The organism is Pseudomonas sp. 1176_21, assembly GCF_052850635.1.
On record NZ_VXCV01000003.1, the window covers coordinates 297,592 to 321,723 of the forward strand.

Here is a 24,132-nt window from a genome sequence, read left to right on the forward strand (position 1 = left end):
GGTGGGCTCAGCGCTGGATTTCGCGATCGCGGTCCAGTTCGTAAGGCAGGCTCAGCAGTTCCAGGCGCGGGCCCTCGGGGCTGCCCAGGTGCAGGTTGTCGTCTGCTACCGCATCGGCAGTCAGCACCGCCAGCAGCTCGCTGCCCTGCGCGCTCGTGGCGGCCAGCACCACCTCACCCACCGATGAGGCATGGGTAGGGGAGAACACCTCGGTGCCAGGGGCCGGAGCAGTACCCTCGGCCAGGGCCAGGCGATACAGGCGACGCTTGAGCTTGCCCAGGTACTGCATGCGCGCGACGATTTCCTGCCCGGTATAGCAACCCTTCTTGAAGCTGACGCCACCCACGGCCTGCAGGTTGATCATCTGCGGGATGAACAGCTCGCGGGTCTGGGCCATCACCTGGCCGATACCGGCGCGGATCTGCCCCAGCAGCCAGGCGTCCAGCGGGCCTTCGTCGAGGTGCTGGGCCAGTTGCTCGCGTACGGCTGTGGCCTGTTCGGCCGGTATCCACAGTTCGGTGCGGCCCGGCGATACAGCAATTGCGAACAGGGGGGCGTGCCGGCTGATGGCGCCATCTTGCGTCGGCGGCTCGATGCCCAGCGCCTGCAACGCCTTGTCGCCATGCTGCAGGCCGAAGCGCGCCCAGGCACTGCTCTCGTCGGTGAGCTTGGCCTTGGAGAACACGGCGTACTTCTTCAGGTCGGCCAGTTGCGGCTCGAGCAGTTCGTGGGTCATTGCCAGCACGAAGCCGTCGGCGTGGGGCACGATGCGAAAGCTCGACTGCATGCGCCCTTTGACCATGCAGCGCGCGCCGAGGCTGGAGGTGTGCTCGTCGAGGTAATTGATGTTGCAGGTCAGTTGACCTTGCAGAAACTTGCCGGCGTCAGAGCCGCGGACGGCGAGGACGCCCTCGTGGGACAGGGGGCAGAAAAAAGCGGAGTCGGCCATGGGTCTTCGCAGGTAATCAGGACTGGGGGTCATCATAGAGTGCTGTCGGCAAAATAGGTAGCCGACCTAGACCAACGCCTTGTGCCGTTCACAGGCTCGGCCTGTATACTGGCGGCCAATTTGAGGAGGGCTCCATGGTCGTCGAACAATCTGAACTCAACCGGCTCTTCTGGCATAGCCGCCGCGGCATGCTGGAGCTGGACGTGCTGCTGGTGCCGTTTACCCAGGAGGTGTACAGCACCTTGAACGACGTCGACCGCGCGCTCTATGTCCGGCTGCTGACCTGTGAAGACCAGGACATGTTCGGCTGGTTCATGGAACGCAGCGAGTCCGACGACCCTGAGCTGCAGCGCATGGTGCGCATGATCCTGGACCGTGTCCAGCCCAAGTGACCGCTTCGAGTGTCGCTGGCAGGGCTCGCGGGCCCTGCTGGCGGCCTACCTCGCATGCCAGTTGCTGGCGCTGATCGCGCTGTGCCTGCTGGCCATTTCGCTATACATGACCCTGCTTGGCCTGGCGCTTTGCCTGGCACACGCAGCCTGGGTCGTGCCCCGGCATATCCTGCTTACCCACCCGCGTGCCGTCACCGGCCTGCGCCGTGATCCTTCTGGCTGGCACCTGTTCAGCGCGGCCACGGGCTGGCAGCAGGTGCAACTGCGCCGCGACAGCCTCGCCTTGCCCGCCCTGGTAGTGCTGCGTTATCGCCGGCCGGGGCGGCTGTTCGGCCAGAGCCAGTGCATCGCCCCCGATGCGCTGGAACCGGTGCTGCACCGGCGCCTGCGCTTGCGGTTGAAGTTCAGTCGGCGTAGGTGGGCGGCCGTTGAGTAGTGATCACCGATAGCAGTACTCACTCACTGGCGTTCAGCAGGGCTTTCAATCGCTCGGTTCGACGGGCGGCAGCCTGTTTTTGAATGGATGAGTAATCCCTGAGCTTCATGTCCAGGACGAAGCGAACATCCTTGCGTGGTTGATGGCTTGCGTTGTAAGTCCAATCAGCGCTTGCGCTGGTGATGTAGTCGCTCACAAGTAACGAGCTGTACTGCAAAAGCGCTTCTTGCGAAGGGGAAGGGGCGAAATAGATCGAGTGGTACTCACCTTTCGTGATGAACGCTTTTTCAGTTGCCGCGGGTATCGAACTCCCATACCTGCTCTTTAATTCTTCTTGAGCCAGGTTGGCTACCTCCTGAACGTCGGAATGATTGCTGCCGACGTAGTCGAAAATCAATCGACTGACTTCGCCCTGTGTGTTCAGGCATACGGAGGTCTTCAGCGCGACAGTACCGATCATTCGAAACTTTACGTAGGGAGGACTTTCGCACTGCGTCGCGGTTTTCAGGTCGCTGCCCTGGACTGAGACCTGATAGGCAGCAGTGTCGAACTTGAGGTAATCGACGCCGAGAAGCTTGCCGTCTTCATGCTTGAGATCCGAAAACCTTGCCCTGGCATTATGTTTAACTTTTTCAACGGTATCTGAAGTCCAGCCGTCATAGCCGGGGGCATATTGGGTGCATCCGGTCAGCGTCAAGGAAGCCATGATCGCAGTGAGGCTGAAAGCAAGGTGTCTGCTGTTTGACATCACGGGTGAACTTTACTCATGAATGAAGTGGATGAAGCCGGGATTTGCGGGTTGACATGCGTTGGGGGAAGGGCGAACTGTTGGAGTGAGCCCCCGCGCAGTCATCTTGGGACAAGGATCGTGTCTATTGCCTCTGCCAGCATGTCTGGATAGTCCAGCGTGTAGTGCAGACCCCGAGATTCCTTACGTTGCATGGCAGACCTGATCATCAGCTCCGCTACCTGGGCAAGGTTCCTCAGCTCGATCAGGTCGCGGCTGACCTTGTAGTTGCTGTAGAACTCGTCGATTTCGTCCAGCAGCAGACGTACCCGGTGCTGGGCGCGCTGCAGGCGCTTGCTGGTGCGCACGATGCCGACGTAGTCCCACATGAACCGGCGCAGCTCGTCCCAGTTGTGCGCAATGATCACATCTTCGTCCGAATCGGTGACCTGGCTGGCATCCCAGCAGGGCAGGGCCTGGGGCATGGCCACGCTGTCGAGCCTGGCGAGGATGTCGGCTGCCGCCGAGCGGCCGTAGACGAAACATTCGAGCAGCGAGTTGCTGGCCATGCGGTTGGCACCGTGCAGGCCGGTGAAGCTGGTTTCGCCAATGGCATAGAGCCCCGGTACGTCGGTCTGGCCGTGGTCGTCGACCATCACGCCGCCACAGGTGTAGTGCGCCGCCGGTACCACCGGGATCGGCTGGGTGGTGATGTCGATACCGAAGGTGAGGCAGCGTTCGTACACGGTCGGGAAGTGGCTTTTGACGAACTCCGCAGGCTTGTGGCTGATGTCCAGGTACACGCAGTCGACGCCCAGGCGCTTCATCTCATGGTCGATGGCGCGGGCCACGATGTCGCGCGGGGCGAGTTCGGCGCGCGGGTCGAAGCGCGGCATGAAGCGCTCGCCGTTGGGCAGCTTGAGCAGGGCGCCTTCGCCGCGCAGTGCTTCGGTGATCAGGAAGCTCTTGGCCTGCGGGTGGTACAGGCAGGTGGGGTGGAACTGGTTGAACTCCAGGTTCGCCACCCGGCAGCCGGCGCGCCAGGCCATGGCGATCCCGTCGCCGCAGGCGCCGTCCGGGTTGCTGGTATAGAGGTAGACCTTGGCCGCCCCGCCGGTGGCCAGCGCGGTGAAGCGGGCGCCAAAGGTGTCGACCTCGCCGCTGGCACGGTTGAGCACATAGGCTCCCAGGCAGCGCTCGCCGGCCTGGCCCAGGCGCCGTTCGGTGATCAGGTCGACCGCCACGCGCTGTTCCAGAAGCTCGATGTTCGGGCGCTGGCGGGCCTGCTCCAGCAACGTGGTGAAAATCGCCGCGCCAGTGGCGTCGGCCGCGTGGATGATGCGCCGGTGGCTGTGGCCGCCCTCGCGGGTCAGGTGGAACTCGAAGCCGCGTTCATCGACGCCGGCCTGTTCGTCACGGGTAAACGGCACGCCCTGGTCGATCAGCCACTGGATCGCCTCGCGACTGTGCTCGACCGTATAGCGCACCGCGTCTTCATGACACAGCCCGCCGCCGGCATTGAGCGTATCCTCCACGTGGGACTGTACCGTGTCGGTGTCGTCGAGCACGGCGGCAACACCGCCCTGTGCCCAGAAGGTCGAGCCGTTGGCCAGCTCGCCTTTGCTCAGTACGGCGATGCGCAGGTGCGCCGGGAGGTTCAGGGCCAGGCTCAGGCCGGCGGCACCGCTGCCGATCACCAGAACGTCATGTTGGAATTGTTGGCTCATGTCAGGGATATCCGAGCGAGGCGACCACTAGTATAAGGACGGGGGTATCGGCACAATAGTCAGGTGTTTATGGCATTGTGAAACTATCGTGAAACGGGCTGGGTTGCCTTTATAACAGCCTCGAGGGCCTGATTTCCATGACGTGCGGTGCGACCTGATGCTTGCATGTGGGAACTTTCCTGGAACCCTGCCTATCCATAGAAGGTTGCCTGCATGCCAGGACGCGGCGGCGACGGGAGGCCTGGGGCTGATATCGGCTCTGCCTGCGTACACGAGACCAGAATATTGACGCAGCCGGCCGTGACCGTGCTGCGTTTTTCGTGCGAGCCGTTCAAGGGCCGCAGGAAACTTGCTTGGAGGGGAGAACTTTTGCGAAAAGCCCGAGTCTATGGTTGCAAGCCTGAACGATGGCCGCTGCAGCACTCCTCCAGGTCCACCGAGGAGTGTTCATGCTAACCCAGGAAGAGGATCAGCAGCTTGTCGAGCGCGTGCAGCGTGGCGACAGGCGAGCGTTTGATCTGTTGGTGCTGAAGTATCAGCACAAGATTCTCGGGTTGATCGTGCGTTTTGTGCACGACACCCATGAAGCCCAGGATGTGGCACAGGAAGCGTTCATCAAGGCTTACCGTGCGCTTGGCAATTTCCGTGGCGACAGTGCGTTTTATACCTGGCTGTACCGCATTGCGATCAACACGGCGAAAAACTATCTGGTATCCCGCGGTCGACGGCCGCCAGACAGTGATGTCAGTTCCGAGGATGCGGAATTTTACGATGGCGATCATGGCCTCAAGGATCTCGAGTCACCAGAGCGCGCGCTGTTACGAGATGAAATCGAGGGCACCGTCCACCGAACCATCCAGCAGCTGCCAGAAGATTTGCGTACGGCGTTAACTTTACGTGAATTCGATGGTCTGAGTTACGAGGACATTGCGAGCGTCATGCAGTGTCCGGTGGGTACCGTGCGCTCTCGAATTTTCCGCGCTCGGGAGGCCATAGATAAAGCCCTGCAGCCGTTGTTGCAGGAAACCTGAGACAGCGGCGACAGCCAAGAGAGGAACCGCCATGAGTCGTGAAGCTTTGCAGGAATCGCTGTCCGCGGTGATGGATAACGAAGCGGACGAACTGGAGTTGCGTCGGGTATTGAATGCCGTCGACGACAATGAAACCCGTGCCACCTGGTCGCGTTACCAGGTTGCCCGAGCAGCGATGCACAAGGAACTGCTGCTGCCAAAACTGGATATCGCCGCCGCGGTCAGTGCCGCACTGGCTGACGAAGCCACGCCGGTCAAGGTTGCCCGTGGTCCATGGCGCAGCCTGGGTCGTCTGGCTGTTGCAGCTTCGGTGACCGTTGCAGTACTGGCAGGTGTGCGCCTGTACAACCAGGACGACATCAGCGGTGCCCAACTGGCTGCCCAGCAGCCTGTGCAGCAAGGCGTGACCGTACCTCAGGTACAAGGCCCGGCAGTACTGGCAGGCTACACCGAGAGTGCCGAACAGCCGACCGGCCCGATGGCCAATGGCGTGCTGCAAGGTCAAAGCGGCTGGCAGGACGAACGTCTGCCGGGCTACCTGCGCCAGCATGCTCAGGAAGCCGCCGTGGAAGGGACTGAAAGTGCTCTGCCTTATGCCCGTGCGGCCAGCCTGGAAAATCGCTGAGTAAGGAGGATCATGCGCGCGCCAACTCTACTACCGCTCTTGCTCGGAGGATGTCTGTCGGTGCCGGCCCTGGCCGCCAACTCCTCCACTGATGCCGCAGACTGGCTCAACCGTCTGGCCAAGGCCGAGCAGCAGCAGAGTTATCAGGGTACTTTCGTCTACGAGCGTAACGGCAGCTTTTCCACCCATGACATCTGGCATCGGGTGCAGGAAGGCAAGGTTCGTGAACGCTTGTTGCAACTCGATGGCCCAGCCCTTGAGGTTGTGCGGGTAGATGGACGTACCCAGTGCGTGAGCGGCGCCCTGGCCCGAGGAGTGGGCAATGCGGCGCAGTCTTCGCCCCGTGTCCTGGACCCCTTGAAGCTGATGAACTGGTACGACCTGAGTGTGGCAGGGCGCTCCCGGGTGGCCGGTCGCGAGGTCGAGATCATCACCCTCAGGCCGCGCGATCAGCATCGTTATGCCTTCGAGCTGCACCTGGATCGACAGTCGGGTTTGCCCCTCAAGTCGTTGCTGCTCAACGACAAGGAGCAACTGCTGGAGCGCTTCCAGTTCACCCGGTTGGAGACCGACAAGGCGCCGGACGATGCCCAACTGCAGCCCAGCAGCAACTGCAAGCCGGTGGCACAGGCCACTCAGCAGGTTGCCGAGGCCGCATCGGGATGGCGTTCCGATTGGTTGCCACCCGGCTTCGAGCTGGTCAACAGCGCGGTACGCAAGGATCCGGAGCACAAGAGCATCGTCAGCAGCCTGATGTACGATGATGGCCTGGCACGCTTCTCGGTGTTTCTGGAGCCGGTTGCAGGCAATTCGGGCATCGACGCCCGTACCCAGCTTGGCCCGACGGTCGCGGTTTCACGCCGGCTGACCACGCCCAAGGGTGATGTGGTGGTCACCGTGGTAGGGGAGATCCCCATCGGTACGGCCGAGCGGGTCGCCTTGTCGATGCGTGCCCAAGACGCCCACGCCAGCCAATGACGAGCCACAGGTAATGCGTTGATGATCGATGGGCCGCCAAGGCGTTGACATGATTCGTAAGCCTTCGAATTTGCAAAATTCTCCAGATTTATCTATAGGTCAGTTCTTTCGGGGGCTGGCCTTTACTGCTGTTGCAGCATCAACAATGCCGATCCACCGAGCCTGGTCGCAGCCTTTCGAGGATGTTGCCGGGCTTTGTGCGTTGGCTGGTCCCTACTGCTTAACCACGCTCGTTGTGACGGGAGCCGTATGTCAATACCTCGCTTGAAATCCTATCTGTCGCTGTTCGCCGCCGTGCTCATGCTCGGGCAGGTGCTCAACGCCCAGGCCGAAGCCCTGCCTGATTTCACCACCCTGGTCGAGCAGGCCTCGCCGGCGGTGGTCAACATCAGTACCAAGCAGAAGCTGCCTGATCGCAAGTATGCTGCGGGCCAGATGCCAGACCTCGAAGGCCTGCCGCCGATGTTCCGCGAGTTCTTCGAGCGCAACATGCCGCAAGCCCCGCGCTCACCCCGTGGCGATCGTCAGCGCGAGGCCCAGTCGCTGGGTTCGGGCTTCATCATTTCGGCCGACGGCTACATCCTCACCAACAACCACGTGGTGGCCGATGCCGATGAAATCATCGTGCGCCTGTCCGACCGCAGCGAACTGCAGGCCAAGCTGGTCGGCACCGACCCGCGTACCGACGTGGCATTGCTGAAGGTCGATGGCAAGAACCTGCCCACGGTCAAGCTGGGCGACTCCGAGAAACTCAAGGTGGGCGAGTGGGTGCTGGCCATCGGTTCGCCGTTCGGCTTCGATCACTCGGTGACCAAGGGTATCGTCAGCGCCAAGGGCCGCACCCTGCCCAACGACACCTACGTGCCGTTCATCCAGACCGACGTTGCGATCAACCCGGGTAACTCCGGTGGCCCGCTGTTCAACATGAATGGCGAAGTGGTCGGCATCAACTCGCAGATCTTCACCCGCTCGGGTGGCTTCATGGGCCTGTCGTTCGCTATCCCGATCGATGTTGCACTGGATGTTTCCAACCAGCTGAAAAAGGACGGCAAGGTCAGCCGTGGCTGGCTGGGCGTGGTGATCCAGGAGGTCAACAAGGACCTGGCCGAATCCTTCGGCCTGGACAAACCGGCCGGCGCATTGGTGGCCCAGGTGCTGGAAGATGGTCCGGCAGCCAAGGGCGGCCTGCAGGTGGGCGACGTGATCCTGAGCATGAACGGTCAGCCGATCGTCATGTCGGCTGACCTGCCGCACCTGGTCGGTGGCCTGAAAGATGGCGCCAAGGCCAAGCTGGAGATCATCCGCAACGGCAAGCGCCAGAACCTGGACGTGACCATCGGTGCACTGCCCGATGAAGATCAGGACGTGACCACCGGTGCCAATGGCGGCGTCGAGCGCAGCAGCAACCGCCTGGGCGTATCGGTAGCCGACCTGACCGCAGAGCAGAAAAAGACTCTGGAGCTCAAGGGCGGCGTGGTCATCAAGGAAGTGCAGGATGGTCCGGCCGCGATGATCGGCCTGCGTCCCGGTGACGTCATCAGCCACTTGAACAACCAGGCCATCCTTTCGGCGAAGAACTTCACCGAAATCGCCAAGGAACTGCCGAAGAACCGTTCGGTGTCGATGCGCGTGCTGCGTCAGGGCCGTGCCAGTTTCATCACCTTCAAGCTGGCCGAGTAAGGCCTGACCGAGAAGGTCGCGGTAAGAAAAAGCCCGACGCCGATGCGTCGGGCTTTTTCATGGGCGCGCAGTCAATTGCGAAAGCGTGCCAGAAGACCGGAGAAACCCCATGCGTGCTGGCTGTTCAAGCCAATCAGTGTGGCGGCGGGCGTCATTGCGACGGCGATCATCTTTCTGTCCTTGGGGTAGTCCTGGAAGGCGATACCTTGGTTGCCAAAGGCAGTATCCAGTCGGCCATGGACTGTATAGCGGGCACGGTAGATGCGCTGACCGCCCAGGCCAAACACCACCAGCTTGCCGTCCTGGTGCAGCGCTGCGGCTTCCCATTCGTCTTCGGTGTGCGTGTTGAAGGTCAGCACCGTCGGGTTGCCGTGGTTATAGGTCGCGTCCCTCACACCTTCGGCATCGAATTGCCAAGTCATGGCGTTCGTGTCTTCGGGGCGCTCGCCGGGCAGGTTCCCCGCGACGATCAGTTGGCCATCGGGGCGTTGAATCAGCGTGTTGAAGCGGATGTTGGCGTTTCGACGCGGAGCAAGCCAGCGGAGCCAGCGCGGCAACCAGCGCAGCCAGCGCGACAGCGGGGATTCATACAGCTTGAAACCGTATCGGTCGCCAAAGGACGGGTCGGGTGTGCCGTCGTTTCTGAAGCGTGCGATGAAGCCTCGGGTCTCAGGCCCGTTGCGCAAGGTTCCGGCAACGAGAAATGTACTTTCCTGCGCAATGACATTGGCGATCTGCACCGTCCCGGAAGGGTGTGTGATCTCGATGAACTGACCGCTCGGGAAACCGGCATTGCCGGCAAGATCCAGTCGATAGACGCAAGCATGGGTAGCCAGCCAATCCGACTCCAGCGTAGCACTGGCGAGCAGGTGTCCGGCCCGCAGCTGGAGTGACGTGGAATGCAGCTTCAGATGAAGGCTGTTGTCCTGATCCAGGGCAAGGTAACCGTAGGGGGAGGCATAGCTGGTGTCCAGCGCGCCCTGCGCGTCGAAACGTGCCACCACCAGTCTGTGGGGCTTGCCGGCGCTGTTCACCCATCCCAGCATCCATATCTTCGCGTTGGCATCGACGACGATGGCTTCCGCGCCCGATTCGGCCACCGGGTCGAATGTTCCGAACACTATCCCGTCGTCGCCGAACGTCGGGTCCAGATCACCTTTATCATCGAAGCGAAGCAAGGTATAGCGGGACTGCTCGTGGTCCCCGGTCAGGCCACACACGGTGATTGTGTCATCGTGTATTGCCACATCAGTGATGAAACGATCGGTGTCCGCAATTTGCGGTAGGGAGCGCTCGCCGTTGTCACCAAAGCTCGTATCGGGGCTTCCGGGGACTGCTGGTTGAACATGTGCCATGGCCATTTCTCCGTCTGGTGCCCTATATTCGGGTCTGCGCGAGCGGCCATCTACTGACAGAAATATCAGGCACCATGAAACTGGAGGGGCGGGCGTGGCGGCTGGCCCCTTCATAAGGTACAATTCCCGGCTATTTTTCGGCGGGCGTTCGCCCCGCAGCCTTTTTGAGTGTTGACCCGTGAGTGATTTGAGTCATATCCGCAATTTCTCCATCATCGCCCACATTGACCATGGCAAGTCGACCCTGGCCGACCGTTTCATCCAGATGTGCGGTGGCCTCACCGCGCGCGAGATGGAAGCGCAGGTACTTGACTCCATGGACCTCGAGCGCGAGCGCGGGATCACCATCAAAGCCCATAGCGTTACCCTGTATTACAAGGCGAACGACGGCATCACCTACCAGCTGAACTTCATCGACACCCCCGGCCACGTCGACTTCACCTATGAAGTCAGCCGTTCGCTGGCCGCCTGCGAAGGCGCGCTGCTGGTGGTCGATGCCGGCCAGGGCGTGGAGGCCCAGTCGGTCGCCAACTGCTACACCGCCATCGAGCAGGGCCTGGAGGTCATGCCGGTACTGAACAAAATGGACCTGCCCCAGGCCGATCCGGACCGCGTCAAGGACGAGATCGAGAAGATCATCGGCATCGACGCCACCGACGCCGTGGCCTGCAGTGCCAAGAGCGGCATGGGCGTGGACGAGGTGCTCGAGCGCCTGGTGCAGACCATTCCGGCCCCTACCGGCGACATCGATGCACCGCTGCAGGCGCTGATCATCGACTCCTGGTTCGACAACTACCTGGGCGTCGTGTCCCTGGTGCGCGTGCGCCATGGCCGGGTCAAGAAGGGCGACAAGATTCTGGTCAAGTCCACCGGCAAGGTGCACCTGGTCGACAGCGTGGGCGTGTTCAACCCCAAGCACACCGCCACCGCCGACCTCAAGGCCGGCGAAGTGGGCTTCATCATCGCCAGCATCAAGGACATTCACGGTGCACCGGTCGGTGACACCCTGACCCTCAGCTCCACGCCCGACGTGGAAGTGCTGCCAGGCTTCAAACGTATCCAGCCCCAGGTATATGCCGGCCTGTTCCCGGTCAGTTCCGAAGATTTCGAAGATTTTCGTGACGCGCTGCAAAAGCTGACCCTGAACGACTCGTCGCTGCAGTACCTGCCCGAAAGCTCCGACGCACTGGGCTTCGGCTTCCGTTGCGGCTTCCTCGGCATGCTGCACATGGAGATCATCCAGGAGCGCCTGGAGCGCGAGTACGACCTGGACCTGATCACCACCGCGCCGAGCGTGATCTTCGAGGTCAAGCTCAAGACCGGTGAAACCATCTACGTCGACAACCCGTCCAAGCTGCCAGACGTGTCGTCGGTGGAAGACTTCCGCGAGCCGATCGTGGCCGCCACCATCCTCGTGCCGCAGGAACACCTGGGCAACGTCATCACCCTGTGCATCGAGAAGCGTGGCGTACAGCGCGACATGCAGTTCCTCGGTTCCCAGGTGCAGGTGCGCTACGACCTGCCGATGAACGAAGTGGTACTGGACTTCTTCGACCGCCTCAAATCCACCAGCCGCGGCTATGCTTCGCTGGACTACCATTTCGACCGGTATCAGTCGGCCAACCTGGTCAAGCTCGATGTACTGATCAACGGCGACAAGGTCGATGCCCTGGCATTGATCGTGCACCGTGACAATGCGCACTACAAAGGCCGCGCGTTGACCGAGAAGATGAAGGAACTGATCCCGCGGCAGATGTTCGATGTGGCAATCCAGGCCGCCATTGGCGGGCAGATTGTGGCGCGTACCACTGTCAAGGCGCTCAGAAAGAACGTACTGGCCAAATGCTACGGTGGCGACGTTAGCCGTAAGCGCAAGCTGTTGGAAAAGCAGAAAGCCGGTAAGAAACGCATGAAACAGGTGGGCAACGTGGAAATTCCACAGGAAGCCTTCCTCGCCGTGCTCAGGTTGGATAGCTAGGTCCTATGTCACTAAATTTCCCGCTGTTGCTAGTCATCGCCGTTGCCGTGTGTGGACTGCTGGCCCTGATCGATCTGCTGTTCCTGGCCCCGCGCCGGCGCACGGCGATCAACACCTATCAGGGCAGCGTCAGCCAGCCCGAGATGGCGGTGGTCGAGCAGTTGAACAAGGAGCCGTTGCTGGTCGAGTACGGCAAATCGTTCTTCCCGGTGCTGTTCATCGTGCTGGTGCTGCGCTCGTTTCTGGTCGAGCCGTTCCAGATCCCTTCGGGGTCGATGAAGCCGACCCTGGAAGTGGGCGACTTCATCCTGGTGAACAAGTTCTCCTATGGCATCCGCCTGCCGGTGATCGACAAGAAGGTCATCGAGGTCGGTGATCCGCAGCGCGGCGATGTGATGGTATTCCGCTACCCGAGCGACCCGAACGTCAACTACATCAAGCGTGTGGTCGGCCTGCCGGGCGACCAGGTGCGCTACACCAGCGACAAGCGTCTGTTCGTCAACGGCCAGTCGATTGCCGAGCAACTGGTCGGCAGCGAGCCGGGCACCCTGGGCAGCGCCGAGCTGTACAAGGAGAAGCTGGGCGAGGCCGAGCACCTGATCCGCAAGGAGATGAGCCGCTATCGCATGCCGCCGGACCAGCAGTGGGTGGTGCCTGCCGGGCACTACTTCATGATGGGCGACAACCGCGACAACTCCAACGACAGTCGCTACTGGGATGACCCCAACATTCCCAAGGAACTGCTGGGCATGGTTCCCGACAAGAACATCGTCGGCAAGGCCTTCGCCATCTGGATGAGCTGGCCAGAGCCCAAGCTCAGCCACTTCCCGAGCCTTTCGCGGGTTGGCCTGATCAAGTAACACCCTAACGGCGCTGTCCTTCGACAGCGCCGAATGCTTTTCTGGCATAGGCTGTACAAGGGCGTCCACAAGACGCGCCCCGGCCGGACGTCAGGCATGAACAAAACCGTCTTTCAGGATTTGCATTTGAACAACGCGTTAACCCCGTCGGCTTCGAGCCGGACAGAACTGTGTGAGCCCGGCGCCCTGGCGCCGCTGCTGAAAATCGACCACGAACAGCGCGTGGGTACACTGTGAGCGTTTCCTTGAGCCGCCTCGAGCGCCAGCTCGGCTACACCTTCAAGAACCAGGAGCTGATGCTGCTGGCCCTCACGCATCGCAGCTTTGCCGGCCGCAACAACGAACGGCTGGAGTTCCTTGGTGATGCGATCCTCAACTTCGTCGCCGGCGAGGCCCTGTTCGAGCGCTTCCCCCAGGCCCGCGAGGGCCAGCTGTCGCGCCTGCGCGCCCGCCTGGTCAAGGGTGAAACCCTGGCCGTGCTGGCCCGCGGTTTCGACCTGGGCGAGTACCTGCGCCTGGGCTCGGGCGAGCTGAAAAGCGGCGGGTTCCGGCGCGAGTCGATCCTGGCCGATGCCCTCGAGGCGCTGATCGGTGCGATCTACCTGGACTCGGACATGCACACCGCTCGCGATCGCGTGCTGGCATGGCTGGCCGGTGAGTTCGAGAGCCTGACCCTGGTCGACACCAACAAGGACCCGAAAACCCGCCTGCAGGAGTTTCTGCAGTCGCGGGCCTGCGAACTGCCCCGCTACGAAGTGGTGGATATCCAGGGTGAACCCCATTGCCGGACGTTTTTCGTCGAATGCGAAGTGACCCTGTTGACTGAAAAAAGCCGAGGGCAGGGCGTGAGCCGGCGTATCGCCGAGCAGGTCGCGGCCGCCGCAGCACTGATCGCCCTGGGCGTGGAGAATGGCAATGACTGAACAGAACACTACCCGTTGCGGCTACGTCGCCATCGTCGGCCGCCCCAACGTGGGCAAGTCGACGCTGCTCAACCACATCCTCGGGCAGAAGCTCGCGATCACCTCGCGCAAGCCGCAGACCACCCGCCACAACATGCTCGGTATCAAGACCGAAGGTGATGTGCAGGCGGTGTACGTCGATACCCCCGGCATGCACAAGGGCAACGAGAAGGCGCTCAACCGCTACATGAACCGTACCGCCTCGGCGGCGTTGAAAGACGTCGACGTGGTGATCTTCGTGGTCGATCGCACCAAGTGGACCGACGAGGACCAACTGGTGCTCGAGCGCGTGCAGTACGTGCAGGGCCCGGTGATCCTGGCCATCAACAAGACCGACCGCATCGAGGACAAGGCCGAGCTGATGCCGCACCTGCAATGGCTGCAGGAGCAACTGCCCAACGCCGAGATCGTGCCGGTCTCGGCGCAGCACGGGCACAACCTCGATGCCCTCGAAGCACTGATTGCCAAGCACCTGCCGGAAAACGAGCACTTCTTCCCAGAAGACCAGATCACCGACCGCAGCAGCCGCTTCCTGGCTGCCGAACTGGTACGCGAGAAGATCATGCGCCAGCTCGGCGCCGAGCTGCCGTACCAGATCACCGTCGAAATCGAGGAATTCAAGCAGCAGGGCAACGTGCTGCATATCCATGCACTGATCCTGGTCGAGCGTGACGGCCAGAAGAAGATCATCATTGGCGACAAGGGCGAGCGCATCAAGCGCATCGGCACCGAGGCGCGCAAGGACATGGAGCTGCTGTTCGACGCCAAGGTCATGCTGAACCTGTGGGTCAAGGTCAAGGGTGGCTGGTCCGACGACGAGCGCGCCCTGCGTTCGCTGGGCTACGGCGACCTCTGATTGCCCTGGCCCGACACCGGCCGGTGTCGGGCCCACCTCTTCGTGAAGTGCTGAATCATGGACATGCCAGACGGCCAACCGGCCTTCGTGCTGCACAGCCGGGCGTACCGTGAAACCAGTGCGCTGGTCGACTTCCTTACCCCCCAGGGGCGCCTGCGCGCCGTGCTGCGTCGTGCGCGCGGCAAGGCCGGCAGCCTGGCGCGTCCGTTCGTGCCGCTGGAGGTGCAGTTCCATGGGCGCGGCGAGCTCAAGAATGTCGGTCGCATGGACAGCGCAGGCGTGGCGGTCTGGCTCAACGGCGACGCGCTGTTCAGCGGGCTGTACCTCAATGAGCTGCTGATTCGCCTGCTTCAGGCCGAAGACCCGCACCCGGTGATGTTCGAGCAGTACGCTGCCACCTTGCAGGCACTGGGCGCGGGGCGCCCGCTGGAGCCGTTGCTGCGTGCCTTCGAATGGCGCCTGCTGGACGAGCTGGGGTATGGCTTTGCGCTTGAGCACGACATCAATGGCGATCCGCTGGTGGCCGATGGCCTGTACCGCCTGCAGGTGGACGCGGGCCTGGAGCGGGTGTACCTGGTGCAGCCAGGCTTGTTCAGTGGCGCGCACCTGCTGGCCATGGCCGAGGCCGAGTGGTCGATGCCGGGCGCGCTGGGCGCGGCCAAGCGCCTGATGCGCCAGGCGCTGGCGGTGCACCTGGGCGGGCGTCCGCTGGTCAGCCGGGAACTGTTTCGCAAGCCTTGATCACGACGTATGCTGTGAGGCTCAATTTTCAGGAGAGTCTCTTCGTGACCACCAGCAACCGCATCCTCCTTGGCGTGAACATCGACCACGTGGCGACCCTGCGCCAGGCCCGTGGCACGCGATATCCGGACCCGGTCAAGGCCGCGCTGGACGCCGAAGAGGCGGGTGCCGACGGCATCACCGTGCACTTGCGCGAAGACCGCCGGCATATCCAGGACCGTGACGTGCTGGTACTGAGCGAGGTGCTGCAGACGCGCATGAACTTCGAGATGGGCGTCACCGAAGAGATGATGCAGTTTGCCGAGCGCATTCGCCCGGCGCACATCTGCCTGGTGCCCGAGACACGCCAGGAACTGACCACCGAAGGTGGCCTGGACGTGGCGGGGCAGGAGGCGCGGATCAAGGCGGCGGTGGAGCGCCTGTCGCGCCTGGGGTCGGAGGTGTCGTTGTTCATCGATGCCGACGAGCGCCAGATCGAGGCCTCGCGCCGCGTCGGCGCGCCGGCGATCGAACTGCACACCGGGCGTTACGCCGATGCGCAGACCCCGGCGGAGGTGGCCGAAGAGCTCCAGCGCGTGGCCGATGGCGTGGCCTTCGGCCTGGCCCAGGGGCTGATCGTGAATGCCGGGCATGGCCTGCACTACCACAACGTCGAGCCGGTGGCGGCGATCAAGGGCATCAACGAACTGAACATCGGCCATGCACTGGTGGCCCATGCGTTGTTCGTGGGCTTCAAGGGTGCGGTCAGCGAGATGAAACAGCTGATTCTGGCAGCCAGCAACCGCTGAATGCGTCGTGACCTTCGCCGGCAAGGCCGGCTCCTACAGGCGCTGCGATTCCTGTAGGAGCCGGCCTTGCCGGCGAAGCCGCCTAGCCAAATATCAGACTGAAGCGCGTAGGCCCCTGCGCCGCGCTGGTCACCTCCACCTGCCCACCATGTACCTGCATGATCGACTGCACGATGGCCAGCCCCAGCCCCGTGCCGCCCTCTACCCGCGAGCGCCCGCAGCCCACCCGGTAGAACCGCTCGAACAGGTGCGGCCAGTGCACCGCCTCGATCCCCGGCCCCTCGTTGCGCACCCAGCATTGCACGCCCCGTGCGCTCTGCTCGATGCCGATTTCCACCAGGCGGCCCTCGGGGCTGTGGCGAATTGCATTGCTCAACAGGTTCGACAGCGCCCGCTGCAGCATCAGCCGGTCGCCCTGCACCGTGCCCCAGCCGCTGACCTTCAGGGTGATCGCCTTGCATTCGGCGCTCAGCGCGAACAGCTCCACCACCCGTTGCGCCTCGTCGGCCAGCGCCACCGGCTTCAACGCCAGTTGCTGACGCGGCGCGTCCACCTGGGCCAGGAACAGCATGTCGGTGATGATCCGGTTCAGGCGCGTCAGCTCCTCGATGCTGTCCTCCAGCGCCACCCGGTAATCCTCGGCCGAGCGCACCCGTGACAAGGTCACCTGGGCCCTGCCCATCAGGTTGCTGATCGGCGTGCGCAGTTCGTGCGCCAGGTCATCGGAAAACTGCGACAGACGCTGCACGCCGCCATCCAGCCGGTCGAGCATCACGTTGATGCCGCGCGCCAGGGCACTCAGTTCCTGGGGCAGCTTGTCCTCGGGCAGGCGGTGGCTCAGCTCCTGCGCCGACACCTGGGCGGCAATCCGCCGGAACCTGCGCAGCGGCAGCAGACCACGCTGCACCAGCTTCCAGGCGGCAATGCCGATCAGCAGCAACAGCAGTGGCAACGCCAGCAACGTCGACCGCAGGTAGGCCTGCAGCAGGCCGAGGTCGTCGGCCCGGTTCAGCGTCAGCAGTACCCGCACCGGGGTGCCGTCACGCAGGGTCATCAGGCGCGCGGCGGTCATCAGGCGGGCCTCGGCGCTGTCCTGCCATTCGCTGTAGCCCAGCGCTGTCCCGGCCGCGATACGCCGCAGCGGCTCGGCCTCCACTGCAGGCCCCAGGCTCAACAGGGCCGGGTGGCGTCCGGTCTGGGCGATGATGTTCAGGCTCAGATCGTCGTGGCCCATCACCAGGTCGAGCAGGGGGTGGGCGCGCGAGCCCAGGTCGCTGGCCTTCAGGTCCACCCCCAGGCTGTGCTCGATCTGCTCCATCTTGCGTGCCAGCACCTTGCGGGCGCGGTTGTCCAGTTCGTGGTCCAGCGCCAGTACCGCCAGGCTCGCCAGCAGCAGCACCAGCGCCGCGCCCATCAGGCTGACGCTCAGGCCCAGGCGCAACGACAGTCGTGCCGGTTTCATTCGCGCGCTTCCAGCACATAGCCCACGCCGCGCAGGGTGTGGATCAGCTTGTCCTCGAAGGGGTCGTCGATCTTGGCCCGCAGGCGCCGGATCGACACCTCCACCACGTTGGTGTCGCAGTCGAAGTTCATGTCCCACACCAGCGAGATGATCTGCGTGCGCGACAGCACCTCGCCGCTCTGGCGCATCAGCAGGTGCAGCAGGGCGAACTCCTTGGCCGTCAGGTCGATACGCTGGTTGCGCCGGTAGGCGCGGTGGCGGCTGGGGTCCAGCTCAAGGTCGGCGACCCTGAGCGTGGCCGGCGCCAGGTTCTGCTCGCTGCGCCGCAACAGGCTGCGAATGCGTGCCAGCAGTTCGGGAAACTCGAACGGCTTGAGCAGGTAATCGTCGGCGCCCAGGTCCAGGCCCTTGACCCGATCCGAGAGCCGGCCGTGGGCGGTCAGCATCATGATACGGGTCGAGGACTCCGCCCGCAGGCGTTGCAGCACGCTCCAGCCGTCGAGCTGCGGCAGGTTGACGTCGAGGATGACCAGGTCGTAGGCGTGCTGGCGGGCCAGGTGCAGGCCGTCAATGCCGGTGGCGGCGCAGTCGACAATGTAGCCGTTCTCGCTCAGGCCCTGCTGCAGGTACTCGGCGGTACGGACTTCGTCTTCGATGATCAATAGGCGCATGGGGTACTCGCGGCGTGCAAAACGGCAATTCTCAACCCTTGAGTCACTTCAGGGTCAAGGCGTGTCGCGCATGGTAAGCCAAGCCGGTCCTGAGCGGCGCTGGATAACAGATTTGTAATCCTGGGGTCATGTTGACGATAAAGCCCGCTCCCTAAAGTGCCCGCTTCGAAATGGGCGCGGGGGATTCACGCATGACGTGCAGGCACAGGCTTCATCCACAGCGCGTGGCGCGGCTGGCGGCGCTGGCCGGGGTGCTGCTGGGGCTTTCGACAGCGCTGCAGGCGAGCGTGCTGACGCTTGATGCCGCCTTGCGCACCGCGCAGGACAACAACCCCGAGCTTGCCGCGGCGCGCTGGGGCACCGAGATCGCCCTGGGCGAACGCAACCAGGCCGGCCTGCTGCCCAACCCGGAGTTGAGCTGGGAGCAGGAAGATACCCGCCGCGGCTCGCAGACCACCACCGTCAGCCTCAGCCAGCGCCTGGAACTGGGCGGCAAGCGCGGTGCGCGGGTGGAGGTGGCCCAGCGCGAGCAGGCCCTGGCGGCGCTGGAACTGGAACGCCAGGGCAATGCCTTGCGCGCCGAGGTGCTGGCTGCGTTTCATGCCGCCGTGCAGGCCCAGGAACGGCTGCAACTGGCCGAGCAGTCGCTGCGCCTGACTGAGCGTGGCCTGCAGGTGGTGCAGGGGCGGGTGCGGGCCGGCAGCGCTTCCCCCATCGAAACCACCCGCGCGCAGGTGCAGGTGTCCGAGATGCGCCTGGAACGAGGCCGTGCGCAGCAGGCCGTGGTCGTGGCCTATCAGCAACTGGCCAGCGTGACGGGGGCGCCGCAGGCGGGGTTCGAGCGGGTGGCAGGCATGCCGTCCGACGCCCTTACCCCAGCCGAGGGCGACACGCTGCTTGCCCGCCTCGAGCGCACGGCCGAGCTGCGCCTGGCCCGCCTGCAGATCGAGCAGCGCGAGGCTGACCTGGGGCTGGCCCGCAGCCAGCGCATCCCCGACCTCACCGTCAGCCTGGGTAGCCAGTACAGCGAGGCCGACCGCGAGCGCATCAATGTGGTCGGGGTGTCGATACCGCTGCCCTTGTTCGATCGCAACCAGGGCAATGTGCTGGCGGCGGCGCGGCGTGCCGATCAGGCCCGCGACCTGCGCAACGGCGCCGAGCTGCGGGTGCGCAGCGAAGTGGTGCAGGCGCTGGCGCAGTGGCAGGTGGCTGCGGGCGAGGTACAGGCCTTCGACCGCTCGATACTGCCGGCGGCGCAGCAGGCGGTGGACGCCGCCACGCGGGGTTTCGAGCGCGGCAAGTTCAGCTTTCTCGAGGTGCTCGACGCCCAGCGCACGCTGGTGGCGGCGCGCACCCAATACCTGGCGGCGCAGGCCCAGGGCAGCGATGCGCGAGTCCGCCTGGAACGACTTTTCGGCGACCTGGCCACGGCCAGCCGCTGACCCCCGACGATTTGCCGAGGAATGTGCATGAACAGCAAAACCATCACGCTGGTGGCCGTCACCCTGACCCTGGGCGTTGGCCTGGGGGTTGTGCTGGGTCACCAGATGAATGCGCCGCAGGCCTCCCACGCGGCGCATGCCGAGGCGGGCCATGGCGATGAGGAAAAGGGCCATGGCGACGACGCCCATGGCGAGGAAGGCCACGGCGAAGAACAGCAGGAGGGCCACCTGACCCTGAGCGACGAGCAGATCCAGGTGGCCGGTATCGAGCTGGCCACCGTGGCCCCGCGCACCTTGAGCCGCAGCCTCGGCCTGCCGGGCGAGATCCGCTTCGACGAGGACCGTACCGCGCACCTGGTGCCGCGTGCGGCCGGGGTGGTGGAATCGGTGGCCGTGGTGCTCGGCCAGCAGGTCAAGGCCGGGCAACTGCTGGCGGTGATCGCCAGCCCGCAGATCTCCGAGCAGCGCAGCGAGCTGGCGGCCAGCCAGCGGCGACTGGAACTGGCGCGCGGCACCTTCGCCCGCGAGAAAGACCTGTGGCAGGAGGGCATCTCTGCCGAACAGGACTACCTGCAGGCGCGCCAGGCCCTGCAGGAAGCCGAGATCGCCGCCACCAATGCCCGGCAGAAGATCAGCGCGCTGAGTGGCAGCGTGGTGCTGGCGGGCGGCAACCGCTATGAGCTGCGTGCACCGTTTGACGGGCAGGTGGTGGAAAAGCACCTGGTGCCGGGCGAAGTGGTCAGCGAGAGCAGTGCGGCCTTCACCTTGTCCGACCTGTCGCGGGTGTGGGCAACCTTTGGCGTGGCCCCGCGTGACCTGGCCAGGCTGCGCGTCGGCATGCCGGTGACGGTGCTGGCCAGTGAACTGGGCGAGCAGGCCAGCGGCACGGTCAGCCATGTGGGCAGCCTGCTCGGCGAGCAGACCCGCACCGCCACCGTGCGGGTCACCCTGGACAACCCTCGCGGCGCCTGGCGCCCCGGCCTGTTCGTGGCGGTGCGGGTGCCTACCGAGCGCCTGGACGAGGCGCTGGCGGTACCGGAGGCCGCGCTGCAGACCCTCGAAGAGCAGCCCACCGTGTTCGTGCGCAGTGCAGAGGGCTTCACCGCCCAGGTGGTGACCCCGGGTGTGGTGGCCGACGGCTTTGTGCAGATCAAGGCGGGCTTGCAGGCCGGCCAGCAGGTGGCGGCACAGGGCAGCTTCATCCTCAAGTCGGAGCTGGGCAAAGCCAGCGCCGAGCATTCCCACTGAGCCCCCACGAGTACTCCTCATGTTCGAACGGATCATTCAATTTGCCATCGAGCAGCGCCTGATCGTGATGCTCGCGGTGCTGCTGATGGCCGGGCTGGGGCTGGCCAGCTACCAGAAGCTGCCGATCGATGCGGTGCCCGACATCACCAACGTGCAGGTGCAGATCAACACCTCGGCGGCGGGCTTTTCACCGCTGGAAACCGAGCAGCGCATCACTTTCGCCATCGAGACCGCCATGGCCGGCCTGCCGGGCCTGGAGCAGACCCGTTCGCTGTCGCGCTCGGGGCTGTCGCAGGTGACGGTGATCTTCGACGAGGGCACCGACCTGTTCTTCGCCCGGCAACTGGTCAACGAGCGCCTGCAACAGGCGCGCGGGCAGTTGCCCGACGGCGTCGAGGCGGCCATGGGGCCGATCTCCACCGGCCTGGGCGAGATCTTCCTGTGGACCGTGGAAGCCGCGCCGGATGCGCGCAAGGCCGACGGCAGCGAGTACACGCCCACCGACCTGCGCGAGATCCAGGACTGGATCATCAAGCCGCAGTTGCGCAACGTGCGCGGTGTGGCCGAGATCAACAGCATCGGCGGCTACGCCAAGGAGTACCAGATTGCCCCCGACCTCAGGCGCCTGGCCGCCTACAAGCTGACCCTGGGCGACCTGCTGACGGCCCTGGAGCGCAACAACGCCAACGTCGGTGCCGGCTACATCGAGCGCCGTGGCGAGCAACTGCTGATTCGCGCGCCGGGGCAACTGGCAGGTATCGACGACATTGCCAACATCGTGCTGGCCACTGTCGACGGCACCTCGATTCGCGTGCGCGATGTCGCCCAGGTGGGCATCGGCCGCGAACTGCGCAGCGGCGCGGCTACCGAAAATGGCCGTGAGGTGGTGCTGGGCACCGTGTTCATGCTGGTCGGCGAGAACAGCCGCACCGTGTCGCGGGCAGTGGCCGACAAGCTGGCGCAGATCAACCGCACGCTGCCGGCAGGTGTCAGCGCGGTCACGGTGTACGACCGCACCGACCTGGTCGACAAGGCCATCGCCACGGTGAAGAAGAACCTGGTGGAAGGTGCGATCCTGGTGATCGCGGTGCTGTTCCTGTTTCTGGGCAACATCCGCGCCGCGCTGATCACCGCCATGGTGATTCCGCTGTCGATGCTGTTCACCTTCACCGGCATGTTCGGCAACAAGGTCAGTGCCAACCTGATGAGCCTGGGTGCGCTGGACTTCGGCATCATCGTCGATGGCGCGGTGGTGATCGTGGAGAACGCGATCCGCCGCCTGGCCCACGCCCAGCAGCACCATGGCCGCCTGCTGACCCGCTCCGAGCGCCTGCACGAAGTGTTCAATGCCGCCCGCGAGGCGCGCCGCCCGCTGATCTTCGGCCAGTTGATCATCATGGTGGTGTACCTGCCGATCTTTGCCCTGAGCGGGGTGGAGGGCAAGATGTTCCACCCCATGGCCTTCACCGTGGTGATCGCCCTGCTGGGAGCGATGCTGCTCTCGGTGACCTTCGTGCCGGCGGCCATCGCGCTGTTCGTCACCGGCAAGGTCAAGGAAGAGGAAAACCTGCTGATGCGCAGCGCCAAGGCCGGCTATGCGCCGCTATTGCGCTGGGTGATGGGGCACCGTGGGCTGGCGTTTACCCTGGCCGGGGCGTCGGTGCTGCTGTGCGCGGTGCTGGCCGGGCGCATGGGCAGCGAGTTCGTGCCCAGCCTCAGCGAAGGCGATTTCGCCCTGCAGGCGCTGCGGGTGCCGGGCACCAGCCTGAGCCAGTCGGTGCAATTGCAGCAGCGCCTGGAGGAGAGTGTGGTCAGCCAGGTGCCGGAGGTGCAGCGCGTATTTGCGCGCACCGGCACCGCCGAGATCGCCGCCGACCCGATGCCGCCGAACATCTCCGACAGTTACGTGATGCTCAAGCCGCAGGCGCAGTGGCCCGACCCCGGCAAGTCGCGCGAGCAACTGATCGCCGATATCCAGCGCGCGGCGGCGCGGGTGCCGGGTAGCAACTACGAGCTGTCGCAGCCGATTCAACTGCGCTTCAACGAACTGATTTCCGGGGTGCGCAGCGATGTGGCGGTCAAGGTCTTCGGCGACGACATGACGGTGCTCAACCGCACGGCAGCACAGATTGCCGCAACCTTGCAGGCGGTGCCGGGGGCATCGGAGGTCAAGGTCGAGCAGACCTCGGGCCTGCCGGTGCTGACCATCGAGGTCGACCGCGACAAGGCTGCACGCTACGGGCTCAACGTCGGCGATGTGCAGGACACCATCGCCGTGGCCGTGGGCGGCCGCCAGGCCGGCACGCTGTACGAGGGCGACCGGCGTTTCGACATGGTGGTGCGCCTCTCGGACGACGTGCGTACCGATATCGAAGGCTTGTCGCAGCTGCTGATTCCGGTACCGGCCAGTGCGGGCAGCGACGGCGGTATCGGCTTCATCAGCCTGGCCGAGGTGGCCAGCCTGGCGCTGGTGCAGGGGCCCAACCAGGTGAGCCGCGAAGACGGCAAGCGCCTGGTGGTGGTCAGCGCCAACGTGCGTGGCCGCGACATTGGTTCGTTCGTGGCCGAGGCCGGCGAGCGCATCGATACGCAGGTGGAAGTGCCGCCTGGCTACTGGACGCGTTGGGGCGGTCAGTTCGAGCAGCTGCAATCGGCGGCCAAGCGCCTGCAGGTGGTGGTGCCGGTGGCATTGCTGCTGGTGTTCGGGTTGCTGTTCATGATGTTCAACAGCGTCAGGGACGGCCTGCTGGTGTTCACCGGCATCCCGTTCGCGCTGACCGGCGGGGTGGTGGCGCTGTGGCTGCGCGACATTCCATTGTCGATTTCGGCGGGGGTGGGCTTCATCGCCCTGTCGGGGGTGGCGGTGCTCAACGGGCTGGTGATGATCGCCTTCATCCGCAGCTTGCGCGAGCAGGGTCGGCCGCTGCGCGTGGCCATCGACGAAGGTGCGCTGACGCGTCTGCGGCCGGTGCTGATGACCGCGTTGGTGGCGTCGCTGGGGTTCATTCCGATGGCCCTGGCCACTGGCACCGGTGCCGAGGTGCAGCGCCCACTGGCCACCGTGGTGATCGGCGGCATCCTCTCGTCCACCGCGTTGACCCTGCTGGTGCTGCCGGCGCTGTACCACTGGGCGCACCGCAAGGAGGAGGAGCACAATCTTGCAGCACTGTAATGTGCGGCTCACCTTGGCGTTAGCTTGGGCTGCTTATGATCGGTTCGAATCC

22 protein-coding genes are annotated in these 24,132 nt (G+C 64.2%); 16 read left to right on the forward strand and 6 right to left on the reverse strand.

Annotation, left to right across the window (positions count from 1 at the left end; genetic code table 11):
- Positions 1-7: 7 nt before the first annotated feature.
- Positions 8-949 (reverse strand): CAF17-like 4Fe-4S cluster assembly/insertion protein YgfZ, encoded by a 942-nt coding sequence (gene ygfZ, locus FW760_RS09505; RefSeq protein ID WP_446443752.1) that lies wholly within the window; start codon positions 947-949, stop codon positions 8-10.
- A gap of 134 nt (positions 950-1,083) precedes the next feature.
- Here ygfZ and FW760_RS09510 point away from each other — a divergent pair, with 134 nt between their 5' ends.
- Together FW760_RS09510 and FW760_RS09515 are read left to right on the forward strand one after the other, a co-directional pair.
- The gene (locus FW760_RS09510) at positions 1,084-1,341 is read left to right on the forward strand and encodes an FAD assembly factor SdhE (RefSeq protein ID WP_043862035.1); all 258 of its coding nucleotides are present in this window, start codon (positions 1,084-1,086) and stop codon (positions 1,339-1,341) included.
- Positions 1,325-1,777, forward strand: coding sequence for a protein YgfX (locus FW760_RS09515; RefSeq protein ID WP_446443753.1), 453 nt, complete (start codon positions 1,325-1,327; stop codon positions 1,775-1,777). The genes FW760_RS09510 and FW760_RS09515 overlap by 17 nt, the downstream gene beginning before the upstream one ends.
- 19 nt (positions 1,778-1,796) lie before the next feature.
- Here FW760_RS09515 and FW760_RS09520 read toward each other — a convergent pair whose 3' ends face one another.
- On the reverse strand, positions 1,797-2,525 hold the full coding sequence (locus FW760_RS09520) for a hypothetical protein (RefSeq protein ID WP_426427113.1): 729 nt from the start codon (positions 2,523-2,525) through the stop codon (positions 1,797-1,799).
- Positions 2,526-2,626: 101 nt separating this feature from the next.
- Positions 2,627-4,231 (reverse strand): L-aspartate oxidase, encoded by a 1,605-nt coding sequence (nadB, locus tag FW760_RS09525; RefSeq protein WP_426427114.1) that lies wholly within the window; start codon positions 4,229-4,231, stop codon positions 2,627-2,629.
- Positions 4,232-4,680: 449 nt separating this feature from the next.
- Here nadB and rpoE point away from each other — a divergent pair, with 449 nt between their 5' ends.
- The 4 genes from rpoE (at position 4,681) to FW760_RS09545 (ending at position 8,545) form a co-directional block, all read left to right on the forward strand.
- A complete protein-coding gene (rpoE, locus tag FW760_RS09530; RefSeq protein WP_010220971.1) occupies positions 4,681-5,262 on the forward strand; it encodes an RNA polymerase sigma factor RpoE in 582 nt (193 codons plus the stop codon).
- Positions 5,263-5,293: 31 nt separating this feature from the next.
- Positions 5,294-5,887 (forward strand): sigma-E factor negative regulatory protein, encoded by a 594-nt coding sequence (locus FW760_RS09535; RefSeq protein WP_043862032.1) that lies wholly within the window; start codon positions 5,294-5,296, stop codon positions 5,885-5,887.
- A 12-nt stretch (positions 5,888-5,899) separates the two neighbouring features.
- On the forward strand, positions 5,900-6,865 hold the full coding sequence (locus tag FW760_RS09540; RefSeq protein WP_043862031.1) for a MucB/RseB C-terminal domain-containing protein: 966 nt from the start codon (positions 5,900-5,902) through the stop codon (positions 6,863-6,865).
- Between the two features lie 300 nt (positions 6,866-7,165).
- Positions 7,166-8,545, forward strand: coding sequence for a DegQ family serine endoprotease (locus tag FW760_RS09545; RefSeq protein ID WP_370409179.1), 1,380 nt, complete (start codon positions 7,166-7,168; stop codon positions 8,543-8,545).
- 71 nt (positions 8,546-8,616) lie between these two features.
- Here the strand turns inward: FW760_RS09545 and FW760_RS09550 are convergent, their stop codons facing one another.
- Complete coding sequence (locus FW760_RS09550; protein ID WP_446443754.1) at positions 8,617-9,900, reverse strand: hypothetical protein; 1,284 nt, start codon at positions 9,898-9,900, stop codon at positions 8,617-8,619.
- Between the two features lie 178 nt (positions 9,901-10,078).
- On the opposite strand from FW760_RS09550, the gene lepA reads away from it, so the two are divergent.
- The 7 genes from lepA (at position 10,079) to pdxJ (ending at position 16,085) form a co-directional block, all read left to right on the forward strand.
- Positions 10,079-11,878 (forward strand): translation elongation factor 4, encoded by a 1,800-nt coding sequence (gene lepA / locus FW760_RS09555; protein WP_043862028.1) that lies wholly within the window; start codon positions 10,079-10,081, stop codon positions 11,876-11,878.
- A 5-nt stretch (positions 11,879-11,883) separates the two neighbouring features.
- Positions 11,884-12,738, forward strand: coding sequence for a signal peptidase I (gene lepB / locus FW760_RS09560; protein ID WP_446443755.1), 855 nt, complete (start codon positions 11,884-11,886; stop codon positions 12,736-12,738).
- Between the two features lie 96 nt (positions 12,739-12,834).
- A complete protein-coding gene (locus FW760_RS09565) occupies positions 12,835-12,975 on the forward strand; it encodes a hypothetical protein (protein ID WP_156326207.1) in 141 nt (46 codons plus the stop codon).
- Complete coding sequence (gene rnc / locus FW760_RS09570) at positions 12,972-13,661, forward strand: ribonuclease III (protein ID WP_043862025.1); 690 nt, start codon at positions 12,972-12,974, stop codon at positions 13,659-13,661. The genes FW760_RS09565 and rnc overlap by 4 nt, the downstream gene beginning before the upstream one ends.
- The gene (era, locus tag FW760_RS09575) at positions 13,654-14,556 is read left to right on the forward strand and encodes a GTPase Era (RefSeq protein WP_043862024.1); all 903 of its coding nucleotides are present in this window, start codon (positions 13,654-13,656) and stop codon (positions 14,554-14,556) included. The genes rnc and era overlap by 8 nt, the downstream gene beginning before the upstream one ends.
- Positions 14,557-14,613: 57 nt before the next feature.
- Complete coding sequence (recO, locus tag FW760_RS09580) at positions 14,614-15,297, forward strand: DNA repair protein RecO (RefSeq protein ID WP_043862023.1); 684 nt, start codon at positions 14,614-14,616, stop codon at positions 15,295-15,297.
- Positions 15,298-15,341: 44 nt separating this feature from the next.
- On the forward strand, positions 15,342-16,085 hold the full coding sequence (gene pdxJ / locus FW760_RS09585; RefSeq protein ID WP_054914771.1) for a pyridoxine 5'-phosphate synthase: 744 nt from the start codon (positions 15,342-15,344) through the stop codon (positions 16,083-16,085).
- Between the two features lie 82 nt (positions 16,086-16,167).
- Here pdxJ and FW760_RS09590 read toward each other — a convergent pair whose 3' ends face one another.
- Both FW760_RS09590 and FW760_RS09595 read right to left on the reverse strand, forming a co-directional pair.
- Positions 16,168-17,547 carry a heavy metal sensor histidine kinase gene (locus FW760_RS09590; protein WP_104572013.1) on the reverse strand — a complete coding sequence of 460 codons (1,380 nt, stop codon included), beginning with the start codon at positions 17,545-17,547 and terminating at the stop codon, positions 16,168-16,170.
- Positions 17,544-18,218 (reverse strand): heavy metal response regulator transcription factor, encoded by a 675-nt coding sequence (locus FW760_RS09595; RefSeq protein WP_043862020.1) that lies wholly within the window; start codon positions 18,216-18,218, stop codon positions 17,544-17,546. The genes FW760_RS09590 and FW760_RS09595 overlap by 4 nt, the downstream gene beginning before the upstream one ends.
- A 191-nt stretch (positions 18,219-18,409) precedes the next feature.
- On the opposite strand from FW760_RS09595, the gene FW760_RS09600 reads away from it, so the two are divergent.
- From FW760_RS09600 to FW760_RS09610, 3 genes are read left to right on the forward strand one after another with little or no spacing between them, the layout of a single operon-like run.
- Entirely contained in the window at positions 18,410-19,660 is a 1,251-nt protein-coding gene (locus FW760_RS09600; protein ID WP_058540948.1) for a TolC family protein, read from the forward strand.
- A 27-nt stretch (positions 19,661-19,687) separates the two neighbouring features.
- Entirely contained in the window at positions 19,688-20,908 is a 1,221-nt protein-coding gene (locus FW760_RS09605; protein WP_058540949.1) for an efflux RND transporter periplasmic adaptor subunit, read from the forward strand.
- A gap of 19 nt (positions 20,909-20,927) precedes the next feature.
- Positions 20,928-24,080: a CusA/CzcA family heavy metal efflux RND transporter gene (locus FW760_RS09610; protein ID WP_058540950.1), complete on the forward strand. Its 3,153-nt coding sequence runs from the start codon at positions 20,928-20,930 to the stop codon at positions 24,078-24,080.
- The last annotated feature ends 52 nt before the right edge of the window (positions 24,081-24,132 follow it).